22 protein-coding genes are annotated in these 20,667 nt (G+C 61.9%); 13 read left to right on the forward strand and 9 right to left on the reverse strand.

The annotated features are described in order from the left end of the window. The first annotated feature begins 10 nt into the window (after positions 1-10). A complete protein-coding gene (locus ASE72_RS02040) occupies positions 11-421 on the forward strand; it encodes a DUF6950 family protein (protein WP_056015993.1) in 411 nt (136 codons plus the stop codon). Positions 422-427: 6 nt separating this feature from the next. On the opposite strand, the gene ASE72_RS20065 is transcribed toward ASE72_RS02040, so the two are convergent. Next, positions 428-751: a hypothetical protein gene (locus ASE72_RS20065; RefSeq protein ID WP_156350057.1), complete on the reverse strand. Its 324-nt coding sequence runs from the start codon at positions 749-751 to the stop codon at positions 428-430. Positions 752-808: 57 nt separating this feature from the next. On the opposite strand from ASE72_RS20065, the gene ASE72_RS02045 reads away from it, so the two are divergent. From ASE72_RS02045 to ASE72_RS02070, 7 genes are all read left to right on the forward strand, one after another. Continuing rightward, complete coding sequence (locus tag ASE72_RS02045; RefSeq protein ID WP_156350059.1) at positions 809-5,503, forward strand: hypothetical protein; 4,695 nt, start codon at positions 809-811, stop codon at positions 5,501-5,503. Beyond that, complete coding sequence (locus tag ASE72_RS02050; protein WP_056015999.1) at positions 5,503-6,060, forward strand: hypothetical protein; 558 nt, start codon at positions 5,503-5,505, stop codon at positions 6,058-6,060. The genes ASE72_RS02045 and ASE72_RS02050 overlap by 1 nt, the downstream gene beginning before the upstream one ends. 34 nt (positions 6,061-6,094) lie before the next feature. Next, on the forward strand, positions 6,095-6,271 hold the full coding sequence (locus ASE72_RS20070) for a hypothetical protein (protein ID WP_156350061.1): 177 nt from the start codon (positions 6,095-6,097) through the stop codon (positions 6,269-6,271). A gap of 3 nt (positions 6,272-6,274) precedes the next feature. After that, entirely contained in the window at positions 6,275-6,814 is a 540-nt protein-coding gene (locus tag ASE72_RS02055) for a hypothetical protein (protein ID WP_056016002.1), read from the forward strand. A 113-nt stretch (positions 6,815-6,927) separates the two neighbouring features. Beyond that, on the forward strand, positions 6,928-7,224 hold the full coding sequence (locus ASE72_RS02060) for a hypothetical protein (RefSeq protein ID WP_156350063.1): 297 nt from the start codon (positions 6,928-6,930) through the stop codon (positions 7,222-7,224). Between the two features lie 113 nt (positions 7,225-7,337). Continuing rightward, positions 7,338-7,853 (forward strand): TIGR02594 family protein, encoded by a 516-nt coding sequence (locus ASE72_RS02065; RefSeq protein ID WP_056016008.1) that lies wholly within the window; start codon positions 7,338-7,340, stop codon positions 7,851-7,853. Then, the gene (locus ASE72_RS02070; protein WP_056016011.1) at positions 7,850-8,299 is read left to right on the forward strand and encodes a hypothetical protein; all 450 of its coding nucleotides are present in this window, start codon (positions 7,850-7,852) and stop codon (positions 8,297-8,299) included. Before ASE72_RS02065 ends, ASE72_RS02070 begins: the two co-directional genes overlap by 4 nt. An 84-nt stretch (positions 8,300-8,383) precedes the next feature. Here the strand turns inward: ASE72_RS02070 and ASE72_RS02075 are convergent, their stop codons facing one another. Next, positions 8,384-8,581: a hypothetical protein gene (locus ASE72_RS02075; protein ID WP_056016014.1), complete on the reverse strand. Its 198-nt coding sequence runs from the start codon at positions 8,579-8,581 to the stop codon at positions 8,384-8,386. Positions 8,582-8,623: 42 nt separating this feature from the next. Here ASE72_RS02075 and ASE72_RS02080 point away from each other — a divergent pair, with 42 nt between their 5' ends. Continuing rightward, complete coding sequence (locus tag ASE72_RS02080) at positions 8,624-10,507, forward strand: SGNH/GDSL hydrolase family protein (protein WP_056016017.1); 1,884 nt, start codon at positions 8,624-8,626, stop codon at positions 10,505-10,507. 167 nt (positions 10,508-10,674) lie between these two features. After that, positions 10,675-11,751 carry a hypothetical protein gene (locus ASE72_RS02085; protein WP_056016020.1) on the forward strand — a complete coding sequence of 359 codons (1,077 nt, stop codon included), beginning with the start codon at positions 10,675-10,677 and terminating at the stop codon, positions 11,749-11,751. 12 nt (positions 11,752-11,763) lie between these two features. Here the strand turns inward: ASE72_RS02085 and ASE72_RS19515 are convergent, their stop codons facing one another. Continuing rightward, positions 11,764-12,924, reverse strand: a complete 1,161-nt coding sequence (locus tag ASE72_RS19515) for an acyltransferase (protein ID WP_082445728.1) — start codon at positions 12,922-12,924, stop codon at positions 11,764-11,766. Between the two features lie 489 nt (positions 12,925-13,413). Here ASE72_RS19515 and ASE72_RS20075 point away from each other — a divergent pair, with 489 nt between their 5' ends. Then, on the forward strand, positions 13,414-13,659 hold the full coding sequence (locus ASE72_RS20075; protein ID WP_156350065.1) for a hypothetical protein: 246 nt from the start codon (positions 13,414-13,416) through the stop codon (positions 13,657-13,659). Between the two features lie 78 nt (positions 13,660-13,737). On the opposite strand, the gene ASE72_RS02100 is transcribed toward ASE72_RS20075, so the two are convergent. Beyond that, positions 13,738-13,914 carry a hypothetical protein gene (locus ASE72_RS02100; RefSeq protein ID WP_156350067.1) on the reverse strand — a complete coding sequence of 59 codons (177 nt, stop codon included), beginning with the start codon at positions 13,912-13,914 and terminating at the stop codon, positions 13,738-13,740. Positions 13,915-14,380: 466 nt separating this feature from the next. Here ASE72_RS02100 and ASE72_RS02105 point away from each other — a divergent pair, with 466 nt between their 5' ends. Both ASE72_RS02105 and ASE72_RS20080 read left to right on the forward strand, forming a co-directional pair. After that, positions 14,381-14,569 carry a hypothetical protein gene (locus tag ASE72_RS02105; protein ID WP_056016031.1) on the forward strand — a complete coding sequence of 63 codons (189 nt, stop codon included), beginning with the start codon at positions 14,381-14,383 and terminating at the stop codon, positions 14,567-14,569. A 447-nt stretch (positions 14,570-15,016) separates the two neighbouring features. Then, positions 15,017-15,256: a hypothetical protein gene (locus tag ASE72_RS20080; protein WP_156350069.1), complete on the forward strand. Its 240-nt coding sequence runs from the start codon at positions 15,017-15,019 to the stop codon at positions 15,254-15,256. Positions 15,257-15,776: 520 nt separating this feature from the next. On the opposite strand, the gene ASE72_RS20085 is transcribed toward ASE72_RS20080, so the two are convergent. The 5 genes from ASE72_RS20085 to grxC form a co-directional block, all read right to left on the reverse strand. Further along, positions 15,777-16,520: a hypothetical protein gene (locus ASE72_RS20085; protein ID WP_156350071.1), complete on the reverse strand. Its 744-nt coding sequence runs from the start codon at positions 16,518-16,520 to the stop codon at positions 15,777-15,779. Positions 16,521-16,968: 448 nt separating this feature from the next. Further along, positions 16,969-18,828 (reverse strand): DNA cytosine methyltransferase, encoded by a 1,860-nt coding sequence (locus tag ASE72_RS02120; RefSeq protein ID WP_235532193.1) that lies wholly within the window; start codon positions 18,826-18,828, stop codon positions 16,969-16,971. Positions 18,829-19,131: 303 nt separating this feature from the next. Next, positions 19,132-19,572 carry a DUF1178 family protein gene (locus ASE72_RS02125; protein ID WP_056016040.1) on the reverse strand — a complete coding sequence of 147 codons (441 nt, stop codon included), beginning with the start codon at positions 19,570-19,572 and terminating at the stop codon, positions 19,132-19,134. Beyond that, positions 19,569-20,396 (reverse strand): carbon-nitrogen hydrolase family protein, encoded by an 828-nt coding sequence (locus tag ASE72_RS02130; protein WP_056016043.1) that lies wholly within the window; start codon positions 20,394-20,396, stop codon positions 19,569-19,571. Before ASE72_RS02130 ends, ASE72_RS02125 begins: the two co-directional genes overlap by 4 nt. Further along, entirely contained in the window at positions 20,396-20,650 is a 255-nt protein-coding gene (gene grxC, locus ASE72_RS02135) for a glutaredoxin 3 (RefSeq protein WP_056016046.1), read from the reverse strand. The genes ASE72_RS02130 and grxC overlap by 1 nt, the downstream gene beginning before the upstream one ends. Positions 20,651-20,667 lie beyond the last annotated feature (17 nt).

Consider the following 20,667-nt stretch of genomic DNA (forward strand, 5'->3'; position numbering starts at 1 on the left):
AGCACACGTCATGCTTGATCGGCGAGATGCGGCGCAGGCCGCAATCGATCGATTCAAAGACCAGCCGATGGTGTTCGGCAAAAACGATTGCGCGAGGATGGTTGCCTTCGTCCTGCGGAAGCGCGGGCATCGCCCACAGTTGGGGAAGGCCGGCACTTACTCCAATGCGCTAGGCGCGCAGAGAGCTCTAAAGCGGTCTGGTTACGAAAGCCTGGCGGACGCCTTAGACGCCCTTGGACTCCAGCGTATCGCTCCAGCGGCGGCGCTGCCCGCCGACATCATCATGGTCCCAGGCGAGGGATCTTTCGGCGGCGCGCTTCAGGTTGCCGTCGGTAACGGGCGCACGCTGGGATATCATCAGGATCTCGAAGGTGCAGAAATTCTGATGCCGATCGAGTTCGTGGCCGCTTGGCGAACATAGCTCCGTTCAAAGGCAGTTCGCCGCAGGTCCCTCAATAGAGCTGGTTGCACGATTGCTTTTGTTGACGACGTAAAGGGTGACCCGGCGGCTGGTGCCGAGGTCTTCGATATCCCAAACGGCAACGACCGACTTAACCCCTGCCACGCGTACAGACTGGGCGATCGAAACGCCGTTTGGAATGTCAGCCTTGGACACTTCAACACCCCGCTCTGGGGCAGCGTTCAGGGCTATGCATCCAGCAATAACGTCCACCGACTTTGCCGATGTCGACTGCGCGCGAACCTGGCGTTCGCGGATATCTCCCGACGTTTTGCATCCGGTCAGCGCCACGACGGCCGTCGCGAGAAGTATCCGAATCGTCTGACTCTCCTATTTCGAGGTGACTGTATGTCGAAAGCCTTCCGCACGGCAGCCCTTGTAGTGGGCGCCGTTGCGCTTGCTGCCACCGGCGTCGGGGCGGTGGGCAGCATCGGCCTGCTCGGAGCTACCACAGCAGCGGCGGGCGCTTCGGCCGCTACCGTATCGACGTTGGCAACCATTGCGACGGTTGCGACCGTCGCACAGGTCGCAGCAGCCGGCCTTTCGGTCGCGTCTGCCCTGACCGCCAAAAAGCCCGCGGGCAGTGGCAGCGGCAGCCAGACAGAATTCAGCGCCGACCCGTTCGCCGGCGTTCCATATCTGATGGGGCGCACAGGCACGAAGGGCAACATAGTCTTTCGCCAAGCCTCAGACGGTTGGTCGCTCAAGGATACGCCGAACGACCTCTGCGACCTGATCACGATCTTTTCGGGCGCGGGGCCGGTCGACGGGTACGAGAGCTTCACGTCCGACAAGACGCCCATCTCCTTCGACGGCGCCGGCAATGCGATCGGCGAGTTCCGTGACAAGATGTTCCAGCGTCGCCAGCTTGGCGCTTGTCCCGAGCCGTCGGCGCTCACGGTTCAGGCCGGATCGTCGGCGCGGCCGAACGGATGGTCGGCTTCGCACAAGCTTCCCGGTCTCGCCGCTGCCATTTGGCGCCTGCGCTACGACAGCAAGCAGCGCTTCTTCCAGAATGGTGTCCCTGCCCCTCTCTGGGTCATCCGCGGCGTAAAGGTGTACGACCCGCGGCTCGACAGCACCTATCCTGGCGGTTCCGGCTCGCACCGGTGGGACAACGAAGCGACATGGGCGTGGAGCGAAAACCCATACCTCCACGCGCTTGCCTGGGTCATCGGCCGCCATCAGAATGGCAAGCGCGTCATGGGCCTTGGCGCTCCGATCGATCAGATCATCGTATCCGATTTCGTCGAGGGTGCGAACGTCGCCAATGCGAACGGGTGGACCGTCGGGGGCGTCGTCTACTCGCGTCCAGACACCAAATGGAACGTCCTGAAGCAGATCCTGCAAGCCGGCGCGGGCGAGCCGCTGCGTGTCGGAGCCCGCATCGGGTGCCTGATCAACACGCCCCGGGTCAGTCTTTCTACGATTACGGTCGCGGACATCATCGGCGATGCCAAGCTGACGGCCATGCAGCCGATCCGCAGCCGGTTGAACACTGTCACGCCGCGGTACCGGTCCGAGGCGAACGATTGGGAGATCGTGCCAGCGGCGCCGATCGTCGTGCCTGCGCATATCGCTGAGGATGGCGACGAGCGGTCGAAGGAGATCGAATACAGCCTCGTCCAAAACGTGACGCAGGCGGCGTCCCTGGCGCGCTACGATATTGAGAACACGCGCGAGTTCGGCCCCGTCACGATGCCGCTCAAGCCGAAATGGCTGAACTATAAGGCGGGTGACTGCGTCACGCTCGAGGTCCCCGAGGCGTTCGGCCAGAAAATGCTGATCCTGAAGCGGACCATCGACCCCGCCAGCGCGGTCGTGACGTTCGAAATGCGGTCGGAGACGGACGGCAAGCATCCGTTTGCGCTTGGGCAGACGACCACGCCCCCGCCGACGGCGACGGTCCGGCCTGCGGATCCGCCCGTGCCACCGCCCTCTCCTGACAGCTGGTCAGCATCCGCGATAGACGCGAGTGCTGGTATCGTGACCCCGACGATCGTCGTAACGGGCGCCGTCTCGAACGGGAACGTAGACGCGGTCATATTTGAGTACCGCGTCTACGACGCCAGTGCATTGCCTGAGGCAGGTTGGACGGGCGCAAATCTGGAGGCCAGTTCGGTCACGCGAACCGAGATCACAGGTTTGCTCCCTGCCACGGCTTACGAGGTCGGCGTCCGGTACCGGGCACGCGGCGTTATCGGCGACCGGCTTCTTCTTGGCCCGGTCACGACTGCCGACATCTCGACAAAGGGAGAGCCTGGCACCGACGGGTTGCCCGGCGCGCCCGGCGTGGATGGTCGAACCAGCTATGTCCATTACGCCTATGCGGACAGCGCGGACGGTGCCGTCAACTTCACGACGGAGGCCCCGGGTAACCGTGCGTTCGTCGGGATCTACACCGACTTCACGGCAGCTGATAGCACCAATCCCGTCTCGTATGTCTGGGCGCAGTACGTAGGGCCCAGCAGCTTCGGCCTCGCAGCGTCGGGTGACGTGGTCGTGTCTGGATCCAAGCTGGTGAAGCGCTCGTCCGGCGGCTGGGGCACCGGCGGCGGCTATTCGACCGAAGGCTGGAAGAATGCTGCGCAGGCGGCCTGGACCAGCCAGGCTCCGCCCGTCGATATCATGGCGGGTCTCAACACCGATCCGTCGGCGAACGATAGCTACGAGTCGATCGACTATGCCTGGTACATGGCGAACGACGGCGGCTGCGACATCTACGAAAGCGGAGGGTACTGCGGACGCTTCGGGACCTTCGGAAACGGAACGCGATTCCAGGTAGCCTACGACGGCAAGATCGTCCGCTATTACCTCGACGGCGTATTGAAGCGCGAAGTTGCCGCAGCTGCGGGCCTGACGCTATATTTCGACGCGGCGATCGCCGGCGGCACCGGCAGCGAGATTCGAGCCATATCGTTCGGCGCATCGGGCACGGCCGGCACAGACGGCGCGCCCGGCACGCGCGGCGACGACGGCCTCCCCGGTGCCCCCGGTGCGAACGGCGTCAGCAGTTATACCGCCTATGCCTATGCGAACTCGCCAGACGGGTCGGTCGACTTCACGACGGGCGAGCCCGGTGCGCGCGGCTTCATCGGCATCTGCGCGAACCTGACGTCGAATTACGAGCCGACGACACCGGCCTCTTATACATGGTCGCAATACCGTGGCCCGCCGTTCGGGATCGCCACGCGTGGAAGCGCGGTGGTGGTCGGCAACACTGTGCTGCGGAGCAACAATGAAGGCGGATGGGACAGTGATGCGTTCTCGACAAGCGCTTATACCGGCGCCGCTTCGGTAAGTTTTCGCCTTACAAGTTCCGGTGGTGGCGACATCATGGCGGGCCTCAATACGGACCCCCTTACCGACTCATCATACATGAGTCTGGATTACGCATTCTATCGTTCCGGCGTTCAACTCTTTGCCTATGAAAGCGGCGTTCAGGCATTCGGCTTCGGTGGCGTCGCTGATGCCACGAGGCTGCGGATCGATTACAACGGGCGTACGATCACCTATTTCATCGACGACGTGCCGCGCCGCCAAATTGCGGTAGGGCGGGGGCTAACATATTATTTCGACAGCAGTTTGGCCAGTATCTGTCGCCTTGAAGATCTGACATTCACCGGCGGCTCGCAGATTGCGCCGGCGGTCAATCTAGTGGGCGATACGCCGCGCACCTATGTCTCTGGTTCTGAAATCCGTGGCATGCCGCCCGATGGCGGATGGGGTTCTGTTCACGCGCATAGCATCGAGAGTTATGCGCGTGGTGCCGCTGCGACATGGACTATCCCCGCTGGATCCAATGCGCAGAATGCGATGATCGGGCTTAGCGTGGCGCAGACCAGCGGCACCAGCTTCGAGGGCATCACGTTCTCGATCTTCCAGCAGCAGGACGGGTATGTCGACGCGCGAGTGAACGGCAACGGCATCATCGCCGGGCCAGTGGTCAATACGGGCGTCGACAACAACTATAAGCTCCACTTCGACGGCGAGACGGTTCGCTACTTTGCCAACGGCGTTCAGTTCGGCACGTTCGCCTGGGGCCGGCAGCCCGATCCGCTTTACTTCGTCGCGGCAATGGCCTCGTCGAACCCACGCGCGACGAACATCACGTTCACCGCGGCCGGTACCGTGGGCACCGATGGCCGGGACGGGTTGAATGGTAACAACGGCGCGCCCGGCGCGCCCGGCGCCAATGGGCAGTCGTCATACCTGCATATTGCCTATGCGAACTCCCCCGATGGCTCTGTCGACTTTACGACCGGTGCGCCCGGCAGTCGGGCGTATCTCGGGACGCTGGTCGATCAGACCATCGCCGACAGCACAAATCCCGCGGCTTACGCGTGGTCGCTGGTCAAGGGCGCGGATGGCCTGAACGGCACGAACGGCACGCCCGGTGCGCCCGGGGCAAACGGGCAGCCGACATACATCCACATCGCGTACGCCAACTCTGCAGACGGTAATGTCGACTTCAGCCTCGATAACCCGGCAGGCCGGACGTACGTGGGCTTCTATGTCGACCAGCAGGTAGCCGACAGCGGCAACCCGGCAGCCTACGCATGGTCCCTCGTTAAGGGCGCGGATGGTGCCCAAGGGCCCCAGGGTCCGCAAGGCCCCCCAGGTGCTGACGGCGCGGCCGGGCAGGTTCTGCTCAGCGACGGCGCAGCGACAATCAACATCGCCAACTCTGGCACGGGCTCGACCGTCGTCGTGTCCTCCGCAATCAGCGTTGCTGCCGGCGGCAAGTTCCGACTGACGTTGGCCGGCACAGACCCGGTGAACAACACCGGCGGGAGCTTTTTCGGTGCCCGCGTCATCGCGACCGTCAACTTCGCCAACGGCACCTCGCAGACCCTGTTCGACAAGAACGCGTTTCTGAACTCAGACGGCGAATTGAACGATGCGAACCTACTCGCCGCATCCTCGAATCTGATCGCCAACGCGAGCGCGGGCGCCGCGACGCTGGTCATCCAGCACACCCGATCGGGTCAGCCCGGAAACTCCGGCAGCTTCCGGCTCAGCTACGTCTTGGAGCGTCTGTAATGCACACCCATGCGCTGTTCCTCGGCAATGAGTTCCAGGGCGAGGTGACGCCTGACAGCCTCAACCATTACAGCGCCGACCGGCTGGTGCCGCTGCCCACGAACTACTGGTCGAAGGACTATTACTGGACGTGGTCGGGCCGCACCGCGGTAGAGGATGCCGTGCGCGTCGAGGCTGATTTGCTGATGCAGGTCGATACCCGGCGCGAGACGACCCAGATGACGGTGCTGACCGCGGGCGGGGCGAAGAAGTACGTCTATAATCGGAAGGCAGCCGAGGCGATCGCCGCGAGCGGTATCGTCGCCAGCCTGCTCAACGCGCTGACGCTGGTCGATAAGAAGAAGAAATATCCCTTCGCGTATGCCGAGAGCGCACTGACCGGCGAGCCCCTGTCGACCGTCCTTGCCCGGTTTGAGGCTGGCATGAACGCATCGGCAACCGAGAACGCGCGGATCGAGGCAATCTCGCAGAAGGCAAAGCGCGACATCAAGGCAGCGCCGACCGCGGCCGCCAAGCGCACCGTCTTTGCCGTCATCAACTGGAATTGGTCGGCCTGACCGGCCGTCACGATACTCACGAAGGAGAACGACCATGGCGACCAAGTCGACCAAGAGCACCGACGTGCCTGCAAAGACCCCTAAGCAAGAAGCTGTCGACGCGGTTATCGCGCTCATGGCCCCGGGCAAGGCGATGAGCCAGATGACCCTGGGATCCGACGACACCGGCGAGCCGAACATGATCGTCATCTATCTGCGCGCGGCAGCCTGAGCCATGACCGCGACAGCCACGAGCAACTATATCGGCGAGGCGATGCGGTCGACAGCCGCGCTCGCGCCGCCATCGCTTGCGGACAATCCGGGCCTGCTTGCCTGGAACCTGTTCGTGATGACCGCGGCCATGTGCCTCGGGCTGATGATGGCCGGGAAGCAGGCGCGCCGCATCTGGGCATGCCGCGCCTTCGATCATCCGACCGACCCGGTGTCCCTCTACCGCATCATCGTCTTCCTTGCCGGCTGCGCGGTCGCGACCCGGGGCGGCGCGGAGGCGATCAGCCTATGGTCGTGGAGCTCGGGCGATGCCGAGACGATCGAGCGGGTCGCGGAGCTTAAGCGCTGGCTAGATCCGGTTTCGGTCGGCTTCGGGTTCACCTGGATGGCGCTGCATATTCTCGCCGAACCAATGCTCGAGTTCCAGCTGCGCAAGGCCCCCCTGCCCGTCGACATGTGGTCGCGCTGGCCGCAGCTGCGGCGCCCGATCGCGATCCTCGTCGTAAGCCTGCTGATGGCGACCGCTGCCGTCGGGCTGCGGTAATGCGAGAGGGGGCTATCGCTGCGGTACCGGGCGTATCGGTACCGGTTATCTGGTCGTTCCTTGGGTATAGCTTTCCAGCCGGGTCGATGATCGTCGGGCTTCTCGCGTGCCTCATGGTGCGGCTCTTCATCACGCTGGACACTCCCGGCCCGAAGCGCTGGGCGCTTGACGCGATCGTGACGGGGATCGCGATGCTCGTCACTGCGGTCTGGATCGCCGAGCAGCAGGTCAACCTGTTCGCCGCGCTTGGCACCGGGGGGGCACTCGGCGCGATCGGAACCGGAATCATCACCTTCTTCAAGCGGCGCGGACAGAGCGCCATCGACGCGCTCGACGCCGCCCTCCCCGGCAAGCCAGCGGTTCCCGCTGAAATGACGGCGACCCTGCGCGAGATCGACAAGAAACTCTAACGGCCCGCCCAACCGGGAGGGGTTCTGGCGGGCCGGCCCGAGCCGATTAGGGTTAGCTAGGCGCGTCGATAACGACCAATCCGACCAATAGCTTCACATCGAAGGAAAAAATCATGACGACGGCATCAGAGCCGGCGTGGCTTCGCCATGCTCGGTCGCTTCTTGGTACCCGCGAGGCACCGGGGGCCGCGAACAGCCCGACCATCATGGGGTGGGCGAAGAGGCTCGGCGCGAAGGCGCTGGGCATGCTCTACAACGCCGACAGCGTGCCGTGGTGCGGGCTGTTCGTCGCACACTGCCTCGCCGAAGACGGCATCCCGGCCGCGCCGATCGCGGTGCGCGCGAAGGCCTGGGCGACGTGGGGCGCGAACATCGCGGCCGATCGCATTGCACCCGGCGCCGTTCTTGTCTTCGAACGACCGGGTGGTGGACACGTCGGCTTCTACCTCGGCGAGGATAAGACCAGCTACCACGTCCTCGGCGGCAATCAGGGCGACCGGGTCAGCATCATGCGGCTGGAGAAGTCGCGGTGCATCGCGCGGCGCTGGCCGATCCGGCGTGCTGTCATCGGGAAGCCCCGGTTGATGACCTCGACCGCGGGCGTCCCCTCATCTTCGAACGAAGCATGACCTGGGCGGCGGGCTTCGCCCTGCTGCGCCGCTTCTGGTGGACGGTCCCCATGATTGGCCTGCTCGTCGCGCTGCTCTTTACCCGCGAGACGCTCGCCGATCGTACGGCCACGCTGAAGTCCGAACGCGCGTCGTGGACTGCCGAGATTGCGAAAGCCGAGCAGCTGCGCGCTGCGGCGGAAAAGCGGTTCGCGGTCCAGCAAACCACGGCGCTGACGACCTTCGCCGACCGCCTCGCGAATCGCGAACCCATCATTCTTCGATCCACTGACACCGTGAGGACCTATGCGCAAACTGATGCTGGCCGTGCTGCCTGTCTGCCTGCTGACCGCGTGCGCGGGATCGACGCGCTCGACGCTGAACTATTCGCCGGTGATCCCGCCAGTCCCGATGGAGGCGACGAAGCCCTGCACGGCGACGCCGGTACGCCGGCAGTCAGACGGTAGCTCGAACAGCGCAGACGCCGAGGGCTCCATCCGAGACGCGCGTGCCGACCTCGCCCTATGTGATGCGCGCCGCGGTTTAGCGGTTCAGGCTTGGCCCAGGTAATGCCTGCCTTCGATCTCGTTGGCCGCGTCCCGCCAATCTGAAGCTGCGCGGTTTGCCGCTGGGCCGGTGGTCTTCAGGAGCTCGCCGCGATGCTCTGCGCTCGCCGTCCATACGCCCGGCGAGGTCTCGTCAATCTGCACTTCAACATGGCGCCCCTGCACCGTCACGCGTCGCTTCATTTCAGATCCTAACTTCGCCCCTCTTGATACGGGAAATCGTCGATGAAAACCATTCTACTCTGGGACCCCCGGTTCCCGGATCGCCGTCCCGCGCGCCTCACGGTCGAGGACGCAGTCGCATCAGCCGCGGTGCGCGCGGGCGTTGCCGCCGCGGCCAACCCTGCCGAGGCCGGTGCGCTGTCGGCGGGCGGCGCGCTCGATCCGACCATGCTGACCGAGGTGGTGCTTCAGCACGGCCCCGGCACCGCGACGCGCCGGGTCTTCCTGCCCTACAGCGTGGTAATGGTCGGAGCGGCCGCGGGCTTGCTCGCGGCAATCGGAAGCCCGATCCCTGGCGGCGTCACCCCAACACCTACCCCTACGCCAACGCCTACGCCGACACCGGGCACGCTCCGGACGCTATCGTTTGCCTCGATCGCAGGTTTCGGCGACAGCATGATGGCAGGTGCAGGGGCCAGCTCGTCCGGTCGGCGCTACATCAACATTGTAGCGACTGCCCTCGGCGCCTCGGTGTATAACGCCGGGATCGGCAGCACCTTCTTGACGAACAACCCCGATAAAACGGGGCTTCCGCGCACCGACAACGGGCGCGACCGTACGTCGGCAGTTCTGGCAGGGGGCAAGAGGGCATTCCTCGTCTGTGCGTATGGCGTAAACGACGAAAGGTATATGGGCGCACCTGCGTCGATCAACTTGGCCGGCTTCAAGAATGATCTACGCGAATGCATGAATATCTGGTTCGTTGGCGGGTACACGAAGGACACGGTCGCGCTCGCCTCCCCGTTCTGGGTTTCAGACAACTATCTGACGAACAACCCGAACGACGCCGATTTTAACGGACAAACGCAGGCCGGGCTGGCGGCACACGCGCAGGCAGTAAAGGATGTCGCTACTGAATTCGGTGCGTTTTACGCGCCTGTCTACGAGGCGACGCTGAACCAAACGTCTTTGGTTGGCGGTGATGGTCTACACCCGAATGACGCAGGCCACACCGCATATGCGAACACCATTCTGGACGGTGTTCAGCTGAACCTTAGAACCGCACCAACAGGGGTCACATCTCCTACCCCGACCCCAGGTTCTGGTATTATCGACGTGTCCCTCACGGCTGCTGCTGGGGCGGTGAGCTACGATTACTATGCTCTAGTTGCCGGGGTGATGGTCGTTGCGCTGTCTGATGTCGCAGCTACCACTGCTCGCTTCACCGGCATGGCCGAGAACACATACCGGATAAAGGCTCGCGCCAAGTTTAGCGACGGGACCTACAGTCCTTGGGCGTTTGCTGCTGCTGACGTCGTTATGGCTGCAAGTGCTGGCGGCCCAGGCGTACTGCGGACGGACGACTTCAACGACGCAGCCTCCGGTGCGCTCTGGTCGACGCGTGCCATCACTTTGGGAACGGGGTCGCCTAATACATCGGCCATCACTGCGACAAACGCGCTCAGAGGCCCGACCGCGGCCAGCTCTTTTGAAATTGGCAGCTATGGGCAGGTAGCGGTGGGCAACGGCGTGTACGCTCAAGCCACGTTCATCGCGTTGTCGAATAATACGAACCTGGCGACCGGGCTGGCCTTGCGCCACAACAACAGCGCGACGAGCACTACGGGGTATCTCGCTCGCTACAACGGGCAGAACATTTCGCTCCAGAAGCTAGTCGCTGGCGCCGCGACGATCCTCGGTACAAATTACACGTTCGCAGCCACCGTTGGGTCGTCGTTCACTCTGCGCCTCGAAGTCGGCCCAGGTTTCCAGCGAGTGTATCTGAACGGGGACACGACCCCGATAATCACCGCAACGGATGCAACCGACGAAACTGGCGGCCTTGGTCTGAACTATGGTGCTCGGTTCCAGACTGCCTCGGGCGGCTCAGGCTTCGGCGCCGGGTCTGGTGCCCATCTTGATAACCTCGTGTTCGGCGCGCTGTAATGCTTACCAAACGCTATCGTCTTGGTTGTCCCAAGCGTCTTTGGCTTCGCGCTCGAACCATTCGACGCATGCAAGCAGCATCCGGTCAATCCACTCGATCATCTAGCGCTCCTTCTGGGTCACCGCTCCTGATCGCTCCACACTGTCAACGCAAGGGAATTGGAAGAATGCCCGCTCGCATCGCGCTTATTGCCACCCTGTTCGCCGCCCCCGTACTGGCGGCCTCGAGCGTCACTCCAAAGCCGAACGCCCGCATCGGTTCAGCCGAAAAGCCGTACACGTCCGCTGGCGCCTACCGATGGTTCGACGACAACAAGGGCGACCCGTCGGGCACGGTAATCGACCACGCCACGATCACCGCCAGCCAGCGCGGGGTGAATCTCGAAAAGGAGAGCGCCAACATCACGATCCGCAACAGCGTGTTCAGCGGCGTCAAGCCGCAGGCGAACACGATCTTCCCTGCGGGGATCTATGCCGAACATGGCCGCAATCTCCTGATCGAGCGCACCACGATCCGCGACTGGACGACGATCGCGAACGGCAAATATCGACAGGGCGATTGCATCGACGCGGAGTGGGGCTTTGTCGGCCTTACGCTGCGCGACGTTGTGCTGTCGGGCTGCACCGATGGCGGATACGATAGCAAGGCGCGCAATGACCTGCTCGACCGGGTCACTGCGATCGGCAACAAGAAGAGCTTCCGCCTTTGGTATTCGATGCACACGGCGACCAGCATCGAGAGCATCAACCCGACCGAGGTCCATATCGAGACCAGCACGCGCAACGATGGCAAGTACGGCATGGGCGCGGGCTCGCTGACCGCTAAGCGCGTGACCTTCCGATCGACGGGCAAGCAGGCGCTGTTTTCGTTGGGACCGAATGCCGTGATCAACATCGACGAGTGCGTGATTGACGTCCCTGCAGGCACTCCATTCGTTCGATATCACGATGGCGGGAGAGCTTCGAACGTAAAGCTCTCCCTGGGCAAGTCCTGCGCGATGGACGTCAAGGGCTATGCGGTGAACACGCCGATGACGGTCGCTGCGCCACGTGGGTTCGATGTGGGCGAGGTACTGGTCGACCGGAAAGGCAACGGCACTATTACCCTCGCCACGCCGGAGATCATTGCCCGTATCAACGCCCGTATCAAGGCACGCGGTTCGCCGATCCTCTTGAAGAAAAACGACACGCTAAAGCTCGTCAGCGGCACGTGGTACGAAATCGTCGATCAGCGAAAACGATAATTCGCTGACTTTCTATCCAAGAACCCACCTTTTGGCGAAGCTCGGCACCGTCTTTTGAGCAGTAAACGCCGCCAATATGGAAATCAGGATTGTGGCCATGGCTACAAACAACATCTCTGACAATGTAAACTTTGGCAGGCCGACTTTGTGAGCAATCGTCTTGCTCAGAGAGACCGGAATTAGATGAAATAAATACACAAAATACGAAGCGCGTCCCAGCCAAGCGAGAAAGGCCACCGAACGGCGCTCAGCAACGTCTCGGTTAGCCAAAATTAGAAGGGTAATAGATAGCGAAAAAGCCAGCGATGTCGCCTTCGTCTGTGAGGCGGCGAACGCCGGGAGTGTCCCTTTCCAGAAGAATGCCTCGGCGAAGCTCAGCGCCAACGTGATGATCGCCAAGCCTAGCGCAGCTTTTGACGAAGGGTTCCAATCGCGCTTTCCCGCGAAATATCCGAGATGATAAAAAGGATACCACACTGCGAAAAAAAGTGCAGACATAGGGAAGGTATTGAACGGCTCAATCTCGTATAATTGCATTGTATACGTGAACGATATTCCTAAGACCGTCAGAGTTATCATCGCTAATACGTGTAAATATGATTTATGAACTCGATCGATTAAGGGCGTTAAAAATGTCATCTGCACAAGAACGATGACAAAGTATCCTATGCCAATACCGGTTCCAAAAAACAGACGCTCCATCATCTTGACAGGATCGATCAGATCACGACGATGAAATAGCAATACGAAAACTATCGTCCAAAACAGGTACGCAGGCAGCAACAGACCTAGTCGCCTAAACACCCAATGCCAATCTTTCGGACTCTTACTACGTCCTGCAAGATAGCCGGATACTGCTAGAAATACCGGAACAGCGAAGTTTGCAATCTGCCGCCAAGCTAAAACTGCGCTGAGGGCAAAACTATTCTGGGGCAAGCCTGCAACATAGCAGCTATGGATCGTGATGACCGCCAAAATGGCGATACCCTTTACCTGATCCCAATAAGGATCCCGAACTGACGCATTAGCGCTCGAAATTGCCATTGCAGATTCCCCCAGACCGGTGGTCGCTACGACCTGCTCTCCGTCCTCGCAAGCGGGTTCCTCTATTGCTCGCCAACCGCTCGAACCGCCGACCGCCATCGCGACGCAGCAAAGCTTGATCGGAATCACAGCATTAATAGAGCTTCATCACCCGGCCGGTAGAGCGGGTCTCGCTCTCCCGGCCAGTGCCCGCTACCTCCCCCGATCGCGTTGCGCCCCATAGGGCCGGGGCGAACGGACTGGGGCCGCTGCCCGCATTCTCCGCAGCGGAAGTGCTGATGCATGCGAATGACGACGAGGGCGCCGTTGAAGCAATCGACTTCGACCTCCCTTTCTCGGCCGCAGCGGCAGAGCACCGACAGGGTCCGAATCCCGATCGCGCGCATATTTGCTAGGGTCATGGGGCGGGATCGGCCATCCGTCACATAGAACATTAAGAGAACGATTCGGCTAGCAGCGGCGTTTGAAAACTGTGGACGGTCTTTGATTCCTAGCCTCAGCCACGTCACTGCCGCGCTTGAGCGGATCAAAAGCGACTCGTCGAAGTTAAGATGCGCCATCTTGTAGGATCAAAGGAACAGGTCGCCCGTTGCCTCTGGACCAAGCAGGAGAACGATGATGATGAAGCTCAGTATCGGTATCGCCGCAATAATGATGGCCACAGGCGCGATGGCCCAGCAAACTGGATCAACTGGCGCCGGCTCGCCAACAGGATCGGATGCCAAGGTCGCCGTTTCCGGAAAAAAGATTCAGAACGGCGATAAGGCGATGGCGAAGAAGCCCAAGGCCAAAGCATCGAAGCCGGCAACCATGAACCATACGCCGGCAACTCAGGGGAGCATGAGCTCCACAAAGCCGCAGTAAGTATGACCGGGCTGGTCATCTCCTCCCGGGGTGGCCAGCCGGTTCAACGATTATGGAAGCTGACAAAGCGACCTGCGTTCACTGCGCCTGACCCTCCAGAATTACGTCGACAGCCGCGGCGACACGCGCCCAATCATTCTTGTGGGGCTCGTCGCCCAGCACATCGAGGATTGTATCAACGATCGGAGCGGCCTCCATCGTGCCATGCACTTCCACGATCGCCATCGCCTTTAGCCAGACTTCGCGGTCGTTCATCATCCACATAGCCTATGCGTCCCTGAACGGTTCGGGCAATCTATATCAATAAACGAACTGACCGCCTCGATCGACGGCATGCGCTAAATTACCGGCACCTACGCCTACCGGTTTATGGTCCGAGCGCCCGATTTCTCCAGTTGATGGATTATGCCGTTCAACGATGCTTTGACGATCTGCGGGCGAACCATGTCATCTGTTGCGTTGATGCCGCTCCAGAATTGCGTAAGAGGCCACTGATCAGGACAGTGAGGACGAAGGACTCGAAGGGCTAGCCTAGTTCCGCTTGACGGTTTTTGCTCCGCTGCCGGCGCCTCGGCTACCTCTTGGAGAACGGTCAGGGCGAGCTCAATCAGGTAGCGCTCATAGTCAATCATGCCACGGCATCCCTCACCGCGCCGGGCGTAGATTTGAAGCGTTAATGAATCGGACGATCCGCCAAATCTGTTCGTTAACACCTAGGCATATGCGGTCCGACCATCACGATCGCGTCAACGGCAGCGGCAATCCGACGCAGATTTTCGAACCCTATTTTTGGCCCGATCGTGTCACCAAGGTCGTCACGGACGTAATCGGCGGTCATCTCAGCATGCGTCGCAAGGATTTTTCCAGCGGTCAGCCAAACCTGCCTATTGGTCAGCTGAAAGAGGGGTAAACCGTGCAATGTCGCCCGGTGCGAACCGCGGCGGCTCCGGTAGATAATGGCCATCCTGTTTACCCCGGTTTAGACTGGCCCAAGTGCGTTGACTGAGCGATCGTCGCATGCTGTTGGCGACGAGCCGAAGCGCACCCTGCAAGTAGTTCGTCCGAAAGAAATGACGCCGTTTCAATATCTAACGTGACTGCAAGGCCGGGGGCATCTATGAGAACCCTGCCTTCATTTGCCGAAACGCTTAATATCTCAGGACGCAACGTTGTCAGCATGCCTGTTCTCCTGGTTTCTTCAAGCGGTCAGGAGCGGCAGTTCGTTCCGGGCATTAATCCACGGCAGGATGATATTAGACCAACCGGGGGCTCCAGTCGGCAGCAGAACGGGCTTAGGTAGGAAGTGCAGGTTCGCTCTGCCTTGATATTTGCCGCCCTGAAGGGCAGCAGACGGATCATGAAACTCACGATAAGTCGTAGAGCGAACGACCGCTGGGCTGTAGATGGCGCGATGCGCTTTAATGCCCGCAGCGAACTCGGCGATCATGTTACCGTTGATGTCAGTCAGGCAGCCTGGCGCGAGATCACAGCGTATTGGGCTGGTGATCCAATAGGCAAGCTCGAGGAACTTGCTAGCGACCGCCGGGCGCACTGGGGCAACTTTGGCGCCGATTTAGTATGGCGCGTCTACCTTTGATCGTGGCACCTTAGCGGCGGCCCCTGCATTACGATCATCAACAACGGAAACGGGAAGCATGATTGCTATTCCCCTGGTATGTTTCGGCGTCATTGCCTTCATAATCGCATCATTCGCTGGCAGCCCCGATCCCGATCATCGCGGTGCCACCGGCCTCCAGCTGACTCTTGCATACACTGGTGCCCTTGCACTCGTCGCTGGGGTGATCGCGCTTGCTACGTCTGATCCCCCCAGTTGCCGATCCTATTCAAATGTCGCCATTGTCGAGGACTGCTGATCGATACCTCAAGATTTAAGGGAGCAGTCTTGCCGGGCCGCACGATCGCCGTCTTGCAGGCGATAAACGGGAACGGGGCCTATATCCGTATCCGGTTCAGAGGCGGTGTCTCTACCCTGCTCGACCCGGCCCCTGATGCTCCGAAGTCCGCGCAGTCTCGCCCGATGCGGCCCGCGGCGCGACCGGTCTACGATCCCCACGCGTTCTATCCTGATGAGGAAGGGCCGGAGTTCGGGGCTTGACCTAGCCGTCCAGATCGTCGGGTGGGCTTGCCTTCGACCACCCATGAGCGATTTCTTCGCACGCGGCGGTGATGTTATTGATACGGGTGGCGATGCTGGCGCCCGCCGCCACCAAATTGCCGTCGAAGACATCGAATGAGAAGCATAGCTTTCGGTCGGGTGTGCCCCTTCCCGTCAGATGCTTCTCTGCAAACAGCCAAACTAGCACAGCTGCCGTTTTTGCCTTCTCTGCGCGCTTCGTACCGGAACTCTCACCCTTGGCAATCATCGTGACAACGGCGCCTACGCGCGGGTCCAGCGCCTTCGGGTCGTCTTTCGCGATGGTGACGTCGGGTGTGACCCGGACCTTTAGGCCCCCGATAAGTAAGGGCGGCACCGAACCCGTCAGTGCCGTGCAATCAAGTTTGTTCGCGCCTGTTTGGTTCAACGTCGCATTATATCTGTCCAATGCCTCGATCGACGCCTCAAGATCGGTCTTTTCCCATCCTGATGTCGCTGCTGAGAGCTTATCCTCCAAGGCAGATCGATGCTTAGCATACGTGCTAGGGCTCTTCGTCGCATCGCAAAGACAACCGGCAATGGCGGATCGTGCGTGCTTATAGCGCGCGACGACCGCGGTTGACTGCCAGCGCGCGCTTTGAATAATCCGCTTGCGTCCGTGGGGAGTTGCAGTCAGATACTCAGCAAGCTGGTTTGCGGATATCGCTGGCTCGGCGACTTCGCGGTATTTGGGTTTTGACGGCATGGAAGACCTCTTCCTTTCGGCCGATATCGGCGATTCACGAAGAGTCTGCGTCTCTTCGATATCTCGCCAGACATATCGGTCCTCGGTTGGCTCTGGGTTGGGCGGGGATCGCGGCTATTTCGTCTTCGAGGAAGACGACAATCGGCCGGGGGACATGGTTACAGTTTTAGCTAAGGCGTCATCTTACGACGCTGCAGTTCGGTTGTTTGACGTTATCTCCAAGGGGTTACGCTCAGCGATCGCCTAGCGGTTGAGACTGAGAAAGACCCCAACACCAGCAAGGTGTTGCAATGCGCGACCGGTTGCAAGAGCTTGATGCCTGTTGGCTAACACTTGACGAACGCGCGAATCCAACATCTTGGGCTTTTTGCCCATTTTAATACTAAATAGGCGATCCGACTTTTATCCGAAAATAGCCCTCCCACTCGCCGATTAAGGGTGTCGATGATCATGCGGCGAGCTCCGCGGCGGCGGGCTGCTCATAGTTCGCGCGGACCAGCGCGGCGGCGAGCGGCGGGCATACCGAGTTGCCGCACATGCGGATCTGCGCGGTCTTCGTTAGCGGCTTCCCGCTCGGGCCGATCGGATCGATGACATAGTCCGCGGGAAAGCCCTGCGCCGCGAAGAGCTCGCGCGGTGTCAGCATGCGCATCCCGATGTCGACGATCTTATAGGGCTCGCCTTGGACCATCACGAGGCCGAAGCGATCGCGCGTGGTCACGCTGCCGAGCGGGGCATCGATGTCGTGACCCTCGTCACTGCTTTCCCCGCCATAGTATTTCAGGAGGAACGCCCGGACCTCGCCGACATGCAGGCCGCCGGCGGTGATCGCGGGGACTGGCTCGTCGACCGGTCCATCCCGGCGATCCGATCCCTTCAGGCTGATCAGGTGCGCCGCGACGACGCCCTGATGTGATCCGGTCGTTGTGACGGTCGACATAGGCTCCTCGGCGCTATGTCCGGCGTGGATGCCGCCGTGTGGCATCGTATTGTGCTGAGCGAGGAACGCCGAGACCAGCGCGTGCTTGCCGCCGCATGCGACGACCGTGCCAAGGGGCGCCTCGATGTCCAGCGCGCGCGGCGCCTGCCCTTCCCGCTCGCCGTATCCGGTCTGCACCATCGTCGCGGCCACGATACCGAGCGGCACGTTTCCACCTGGTCGCTTGATGTAACTGTTCGACGTGATCGTATGCAGCGGCTCGTCGGCCGCATGTCCGACCGATCCCTCGTGGAACTTGGTGATATGCGCCGCGATGATCGTGTTCTGATCCTTGGTCGATGCGCAGATCGTGAGCATCGGATCCTGAACGCTGCGATTCCCGCCGCCCTGTTGAGCATAGGAAACGATCGGCACGACGAGCGCCTTCTCGCCGCGCTGCGCGCCGGTGATCGTCTTGAACGGCTCCTCAACGCTCTCGCCCCGGTCACCGCCATGATGCGTCAGGTTGACGATGAACGGCTGCGCCGCGTCGATGACGTAACGCTGGATGCCCTTCGCAATGCGCGCCATCGTCGCGTCCGCGAGCGGGCGTTTCACGCCGTTCGCGCGGCCCTCTTCCTTCGTCAGGAAGATCGACGGGCATGGGATCGACCAGTCGATGCATTCGGCCGCGGTCCGGTATGGGGCAGGCGTGCCTGGGCCGTTCGTCTCTTCCGGCCAGACGATAGGCAGGCCATCGCACCGGGCGATCAGGCACAGCCGCTTGCGGATGGTCGGCGTCCCGTAGCGCGACGCCTTCAGCACCTTCCACTCAACCTTGTAGCCGTGGCGCCGGAGCGCGGCGACCCACTTCGCGAATTCCTCGCCGTTCCGGCCGGGGATCCGCTTGCCCTCGTCGTCGAGCGGACCCCAGGTCAAGAATTCCTCGACGTTCTCCACCTTGATCACGGCGGGCTTCAGCTTCGGCCCAAGGCGCTCGACCCACGACACCACGACCCACGCAAGGTCACGGATGCCCTTCTCGCGCGGCTTCCCGCCGCGGGCGTTCGAATGGTGCGTGCAGTCAGGCGAGAACCAAGCGAGGCGGACTGGCTGGGGCGTCCCGTCGATGGTGACGGCATCGAGCGGGTCGATGCTCCAGATGCTCTGGCAGTGGTGTCGGGTCCGAGGATGATTCGCGGTGTGCATCGCGATCGCTTCCTCGTCGTGGTTGATCGCTACATCGATATCTCGACCGGTCGCCGCTTCGATCCCGGTGGATGCACCGCCCCCGCCTGCGAAATTGTCGACGATGATGCCGATCGAATAGTCCCGATGGAACGGGAGTGCGGCGGCAATTACACCGTCGAGCATGTCCGGCGTCTTCATGCCGCACCCCCGGCCACATGAGCGCAGGCGCGCAGCGGCCAAGCGCAACCACTTCCCCCTGGTGCACCATGCACCTTGATCCCCGTATGTTCGCCGGAAAGACCGGAACAAACAGGGCTCGCAACGGCGGAAATCCGTCGCTTTCCCTCGTGGGCGACGACACGCGGCCGGTTTCCTAAACCGTAGGCCGCGTGTTCAAATCTCGCCGGGGGCACCAGCTTTCACGACGCATGCGCCTTCGTTGAACGCGGTGCCGTGCCTGCATGCGCTTCAAACGCCAGGCTAACGCGCGCGATGCGCGTGTCAGTTCACCTTGTTCGGCGGAACCACCGGCAGCAGCAAAGGCGCGATTGGCACGCCGTCATCGATCAGCGCGCGCGCTTCGGCGACACTGGCCTCGCCATAGATCGCACCCGACGTCTCGTCGCCCAGATGCATCGCCCGCGCGCGATCGGCGAACCGGTCTCCGACCCATTTGGATGTCTTGAGCGCCTCCGCCTGGAACGCGGCCAGCGCGGTGACGGCGGCCTTTGCGGCCTCTGGCGAGAACTTGCCCGACCGCTCAGGCCGGCTGTTGCCCTTGCTCGCGATCGCTGGCGCCATCACCGCCTTGCCCACGTCATGATCGTCGCAGAGCGGACAGCGGACCTGCCCCTTCGCGCGCTGTGCGTCATAGGCTGCGGTCGATCCGAACCAAGCTTCGAACACATGATCCCGGCTGCATTTGAGATCGAAGACGATCATCGAACCACGGTCACGCGCGGGATCGCGCGTCGGTGCGACAGTGCCGGGATCCGCGCGCGGACGTCGTCGAGCCGCGCCGGGTCGATGTCGGCGAATTGCAGACCCGCCGCTTCGCGCATGTCGAGGATGACATCGCCCCAGGGGTCGATCACCAGCGAATGCCCATAGGTCGCGCGGCCGTCGGCGTGGATACCGGTCTGCGCCGCCGCGACGACGAATGCCCCCGCCTCGATCGCACGCGCGCGCAACAACACTTCCCAGTGCGCACGGCCGGTCGGCTGCGTGAACGCGGCCGGCACCGACAACAGCGTCGCGCCGGCGTCGCTCAGCGCGCGGTAGAGATCGGGAAACCGCACGTCGTAACAGATCGATGTCCCCAGCATCCCGGCGGGGGTCTCGACAACCGTCGCCGTCTCGCCGGCAGCATAGGCCGCGGATTCGCGCCAGCTCTCGCCAGTCGGCAGATCGACGTCGAACAGATGGAGCTTGTCGTAGCGCGCGCGGATCGCACCCTCCGCATCGATCACGAACCCGCGATTGGCGAATTTTCCGTCGGCGCGCCGGATAGCGAGCGACCCGAGATGGACCCAGAGTCCGGCGTCTGCCGCCGCGTGCCGCACCGACGAGAGAACTGCGTCGTCAGCTTCCGTGGTGATCGAGGCCGATCCGCGTGCGCGATCACGATCGATCAGCCCCGACATTTCAGGCGTGAACAGCATTGCCGCACCCCCCGCCGCCGCCGCCTGGATCGCATCGACAAGCGTCTCGGCATTGCCGGCGGGATCGATCCCGCTGGTCATCTGAAGGACGCCGATCCGTGGCATCAGGTCAGCAGCGGGTCCAGCCCACCCCTGGCATCCAGTGCCGCCAGGTCGTCGGAGCCGCCGATATGGCGCCCGTCGATGAAGACCTGCGGCATCGTCATGCGACCGCCGGAGCGCTCGACCATCTCTGCCTTTTTCGGGCCGCCCATCGTCACGTCGAACGTTTCGGGCTCGACGCCCTTGGATGCGAGAAGCTTCATCGCCCGCGAGCAATAGGGGCAGAATTGCTTGATGTAGATTTCAACTTTTGCCATGTTTCCCACCTGTGGTC

The organism is Sphingomonas sp. Leaf20, assembly GCF_001421535.1.
Classification (GTDB): Bacteria; Pseudomonadota; Alphaproteobacteria; order Sphingomonadales; family Sphingomonadaceae; genus Sphingomonas.

Excerpts from the sequence above, each read along its gene's own strand:
- ASE72_RS20080 (WP_156350069.1), top strand. The coding sequence starts at position 15,017 with ATGAAACTCACGATAAGTCGTAGAGCGAACGACCGCTGGGCTGTAGAT.
- ASE72_RS20070 (WP_156350061.1), top strand. The coding sequence starts at position 6,095 with ATGGCGACCAAGTCGACCAAGAGCACCGACGTGCCTGCAAAGACCCCT.
- ASE72_RS02120 (WP_235532193.1), bottom strand. The coding sequence starts at position 18,828 with ATGAAGACGCCGGACATGCTCGACGGTGTAATTGCCGCCGCACTCCCG.
- ASE72_RS02075 (WP_056016014.1), bottom strand. The coding sequence starts at position 8,581 with ATGAAGCGACGCGTGACGGTGCAGGGGCGCCATGTTGAAGTGCAGATT.
- ASE72_RS20075 (WP_156350065.1), top strand. The coding sequence starts at position 13,414 with ATGATGAAGCTCAGTATCGGTATCGCCGCAATAATGATGGCCACAGGC.
- ASE72_RS02040 (WP_056015993.1), top strand. The coding sequence starts at position 11 with ATGCTTGATCGGCGAGATGCGGCGCAGGCCGCAATCGATCGATTCAAA.
- ASE72_RS02125 (WP_056016040.1), bottom strand. The coding sequence starts at position 19,572 with ATGATCGTCTTCGATCTCAAATGCAGCCGGGATCATGTGTTCGAAGCT.
- ASE72_RS20085 (WP_156350071.1), bottom strand. The coding sequence starts at position 16,520 with ATGCCGTCAAAACCCAAATACCGCGAAGTCGCCGAGCCAGCGATATCC.
- ASE72_RS02130 (WP_056016043.1), bottom strand. The coding sequence starts at position 20,396 with ATGCCACGGATCGGCGTCCTTCAGATGACCAGCGGGATCGATCCCGCC.
- ASE72_RS02100 (WP_156350067.1), bottom strand. The coding sequence starts at position 13,914 with ATGAACGACCGCGAAGTCTGGCTAAAGGCGATGGCGATCGTGGAAGTG.
- grxC (WP_056016046.1), bottom strand. The coding sequence starts at position 20,650 with ATGGCAAAAGTTGAAATCTACATCAAGCAATTCTGCCCCTATTGCTCG.
- ASE72_RS02045 (WP_156350059.1), top strand. The coding sequence starts at position 809 with ATGTCGAAAGCCTTCCGCACGGCAGCCCTTGTAGTGGGCGCCGTTGCG.
- ASE72_RS02065 (WP_056016008.1), top strand. The coding sequence starts at position 7,338 with ATGACGACGGCATCAGAGCCGGCGTGGCTTCGCCATGCTCGGTCGCTT.
- ASE72_RS02060 (WP_156350063.1), top strand. The coding sequence starts at position 6,928 with ATGGTGCGGCTCTTCATCACGCTGGACACTCCCGGCCCGAAGCGCTGG.
- ASE72_RS02050 (WP_056015999.1), top strand. The coding sequence starts at position 5,503 with ATGCACACCCATGCGCTGTTCCTCGGCAATGAGTTCCAGGGCGAGGTG.
- ASE72_RS02085 (WP_056016020.1), top strand. The coding sequence starts at position 10,675 with ATGCCCGCTCGCATCGCGCTTATTGCCACCCTGTTCGCCGCCCCCGTA.
- ASE72_RS02105 (WP_056016031.1), top strand. The coding sequence starts at position 14,381 with ATGCGGTCCGACCATCACGATCGCGTCAACGGCAGCGGCAATCCGACG.
- ASE72_RS02080 (WP_056016017.1), top strand. The coding sequence starts at position 8,624 with ATGAAAACCATTCTACTCTGGGACCCCCGGTTCCCGGATCGCCGTCCC.
- ASE72_RS02055 (WP_056016002.1), top strand. The coding sequence starts at position 6,275 with ATGACCGCGACAGCCACGAGCAACTATATCGGCGAGGCGATGCGGTCG.
- ASE72_RS02070 (WP_056016011.1), top strand. The coding sequence starts at position 7,850 with ATGACCTGGGCGGCGGGCTTCGCCCTGCTGCGCCGCTTCTGGTGGACG.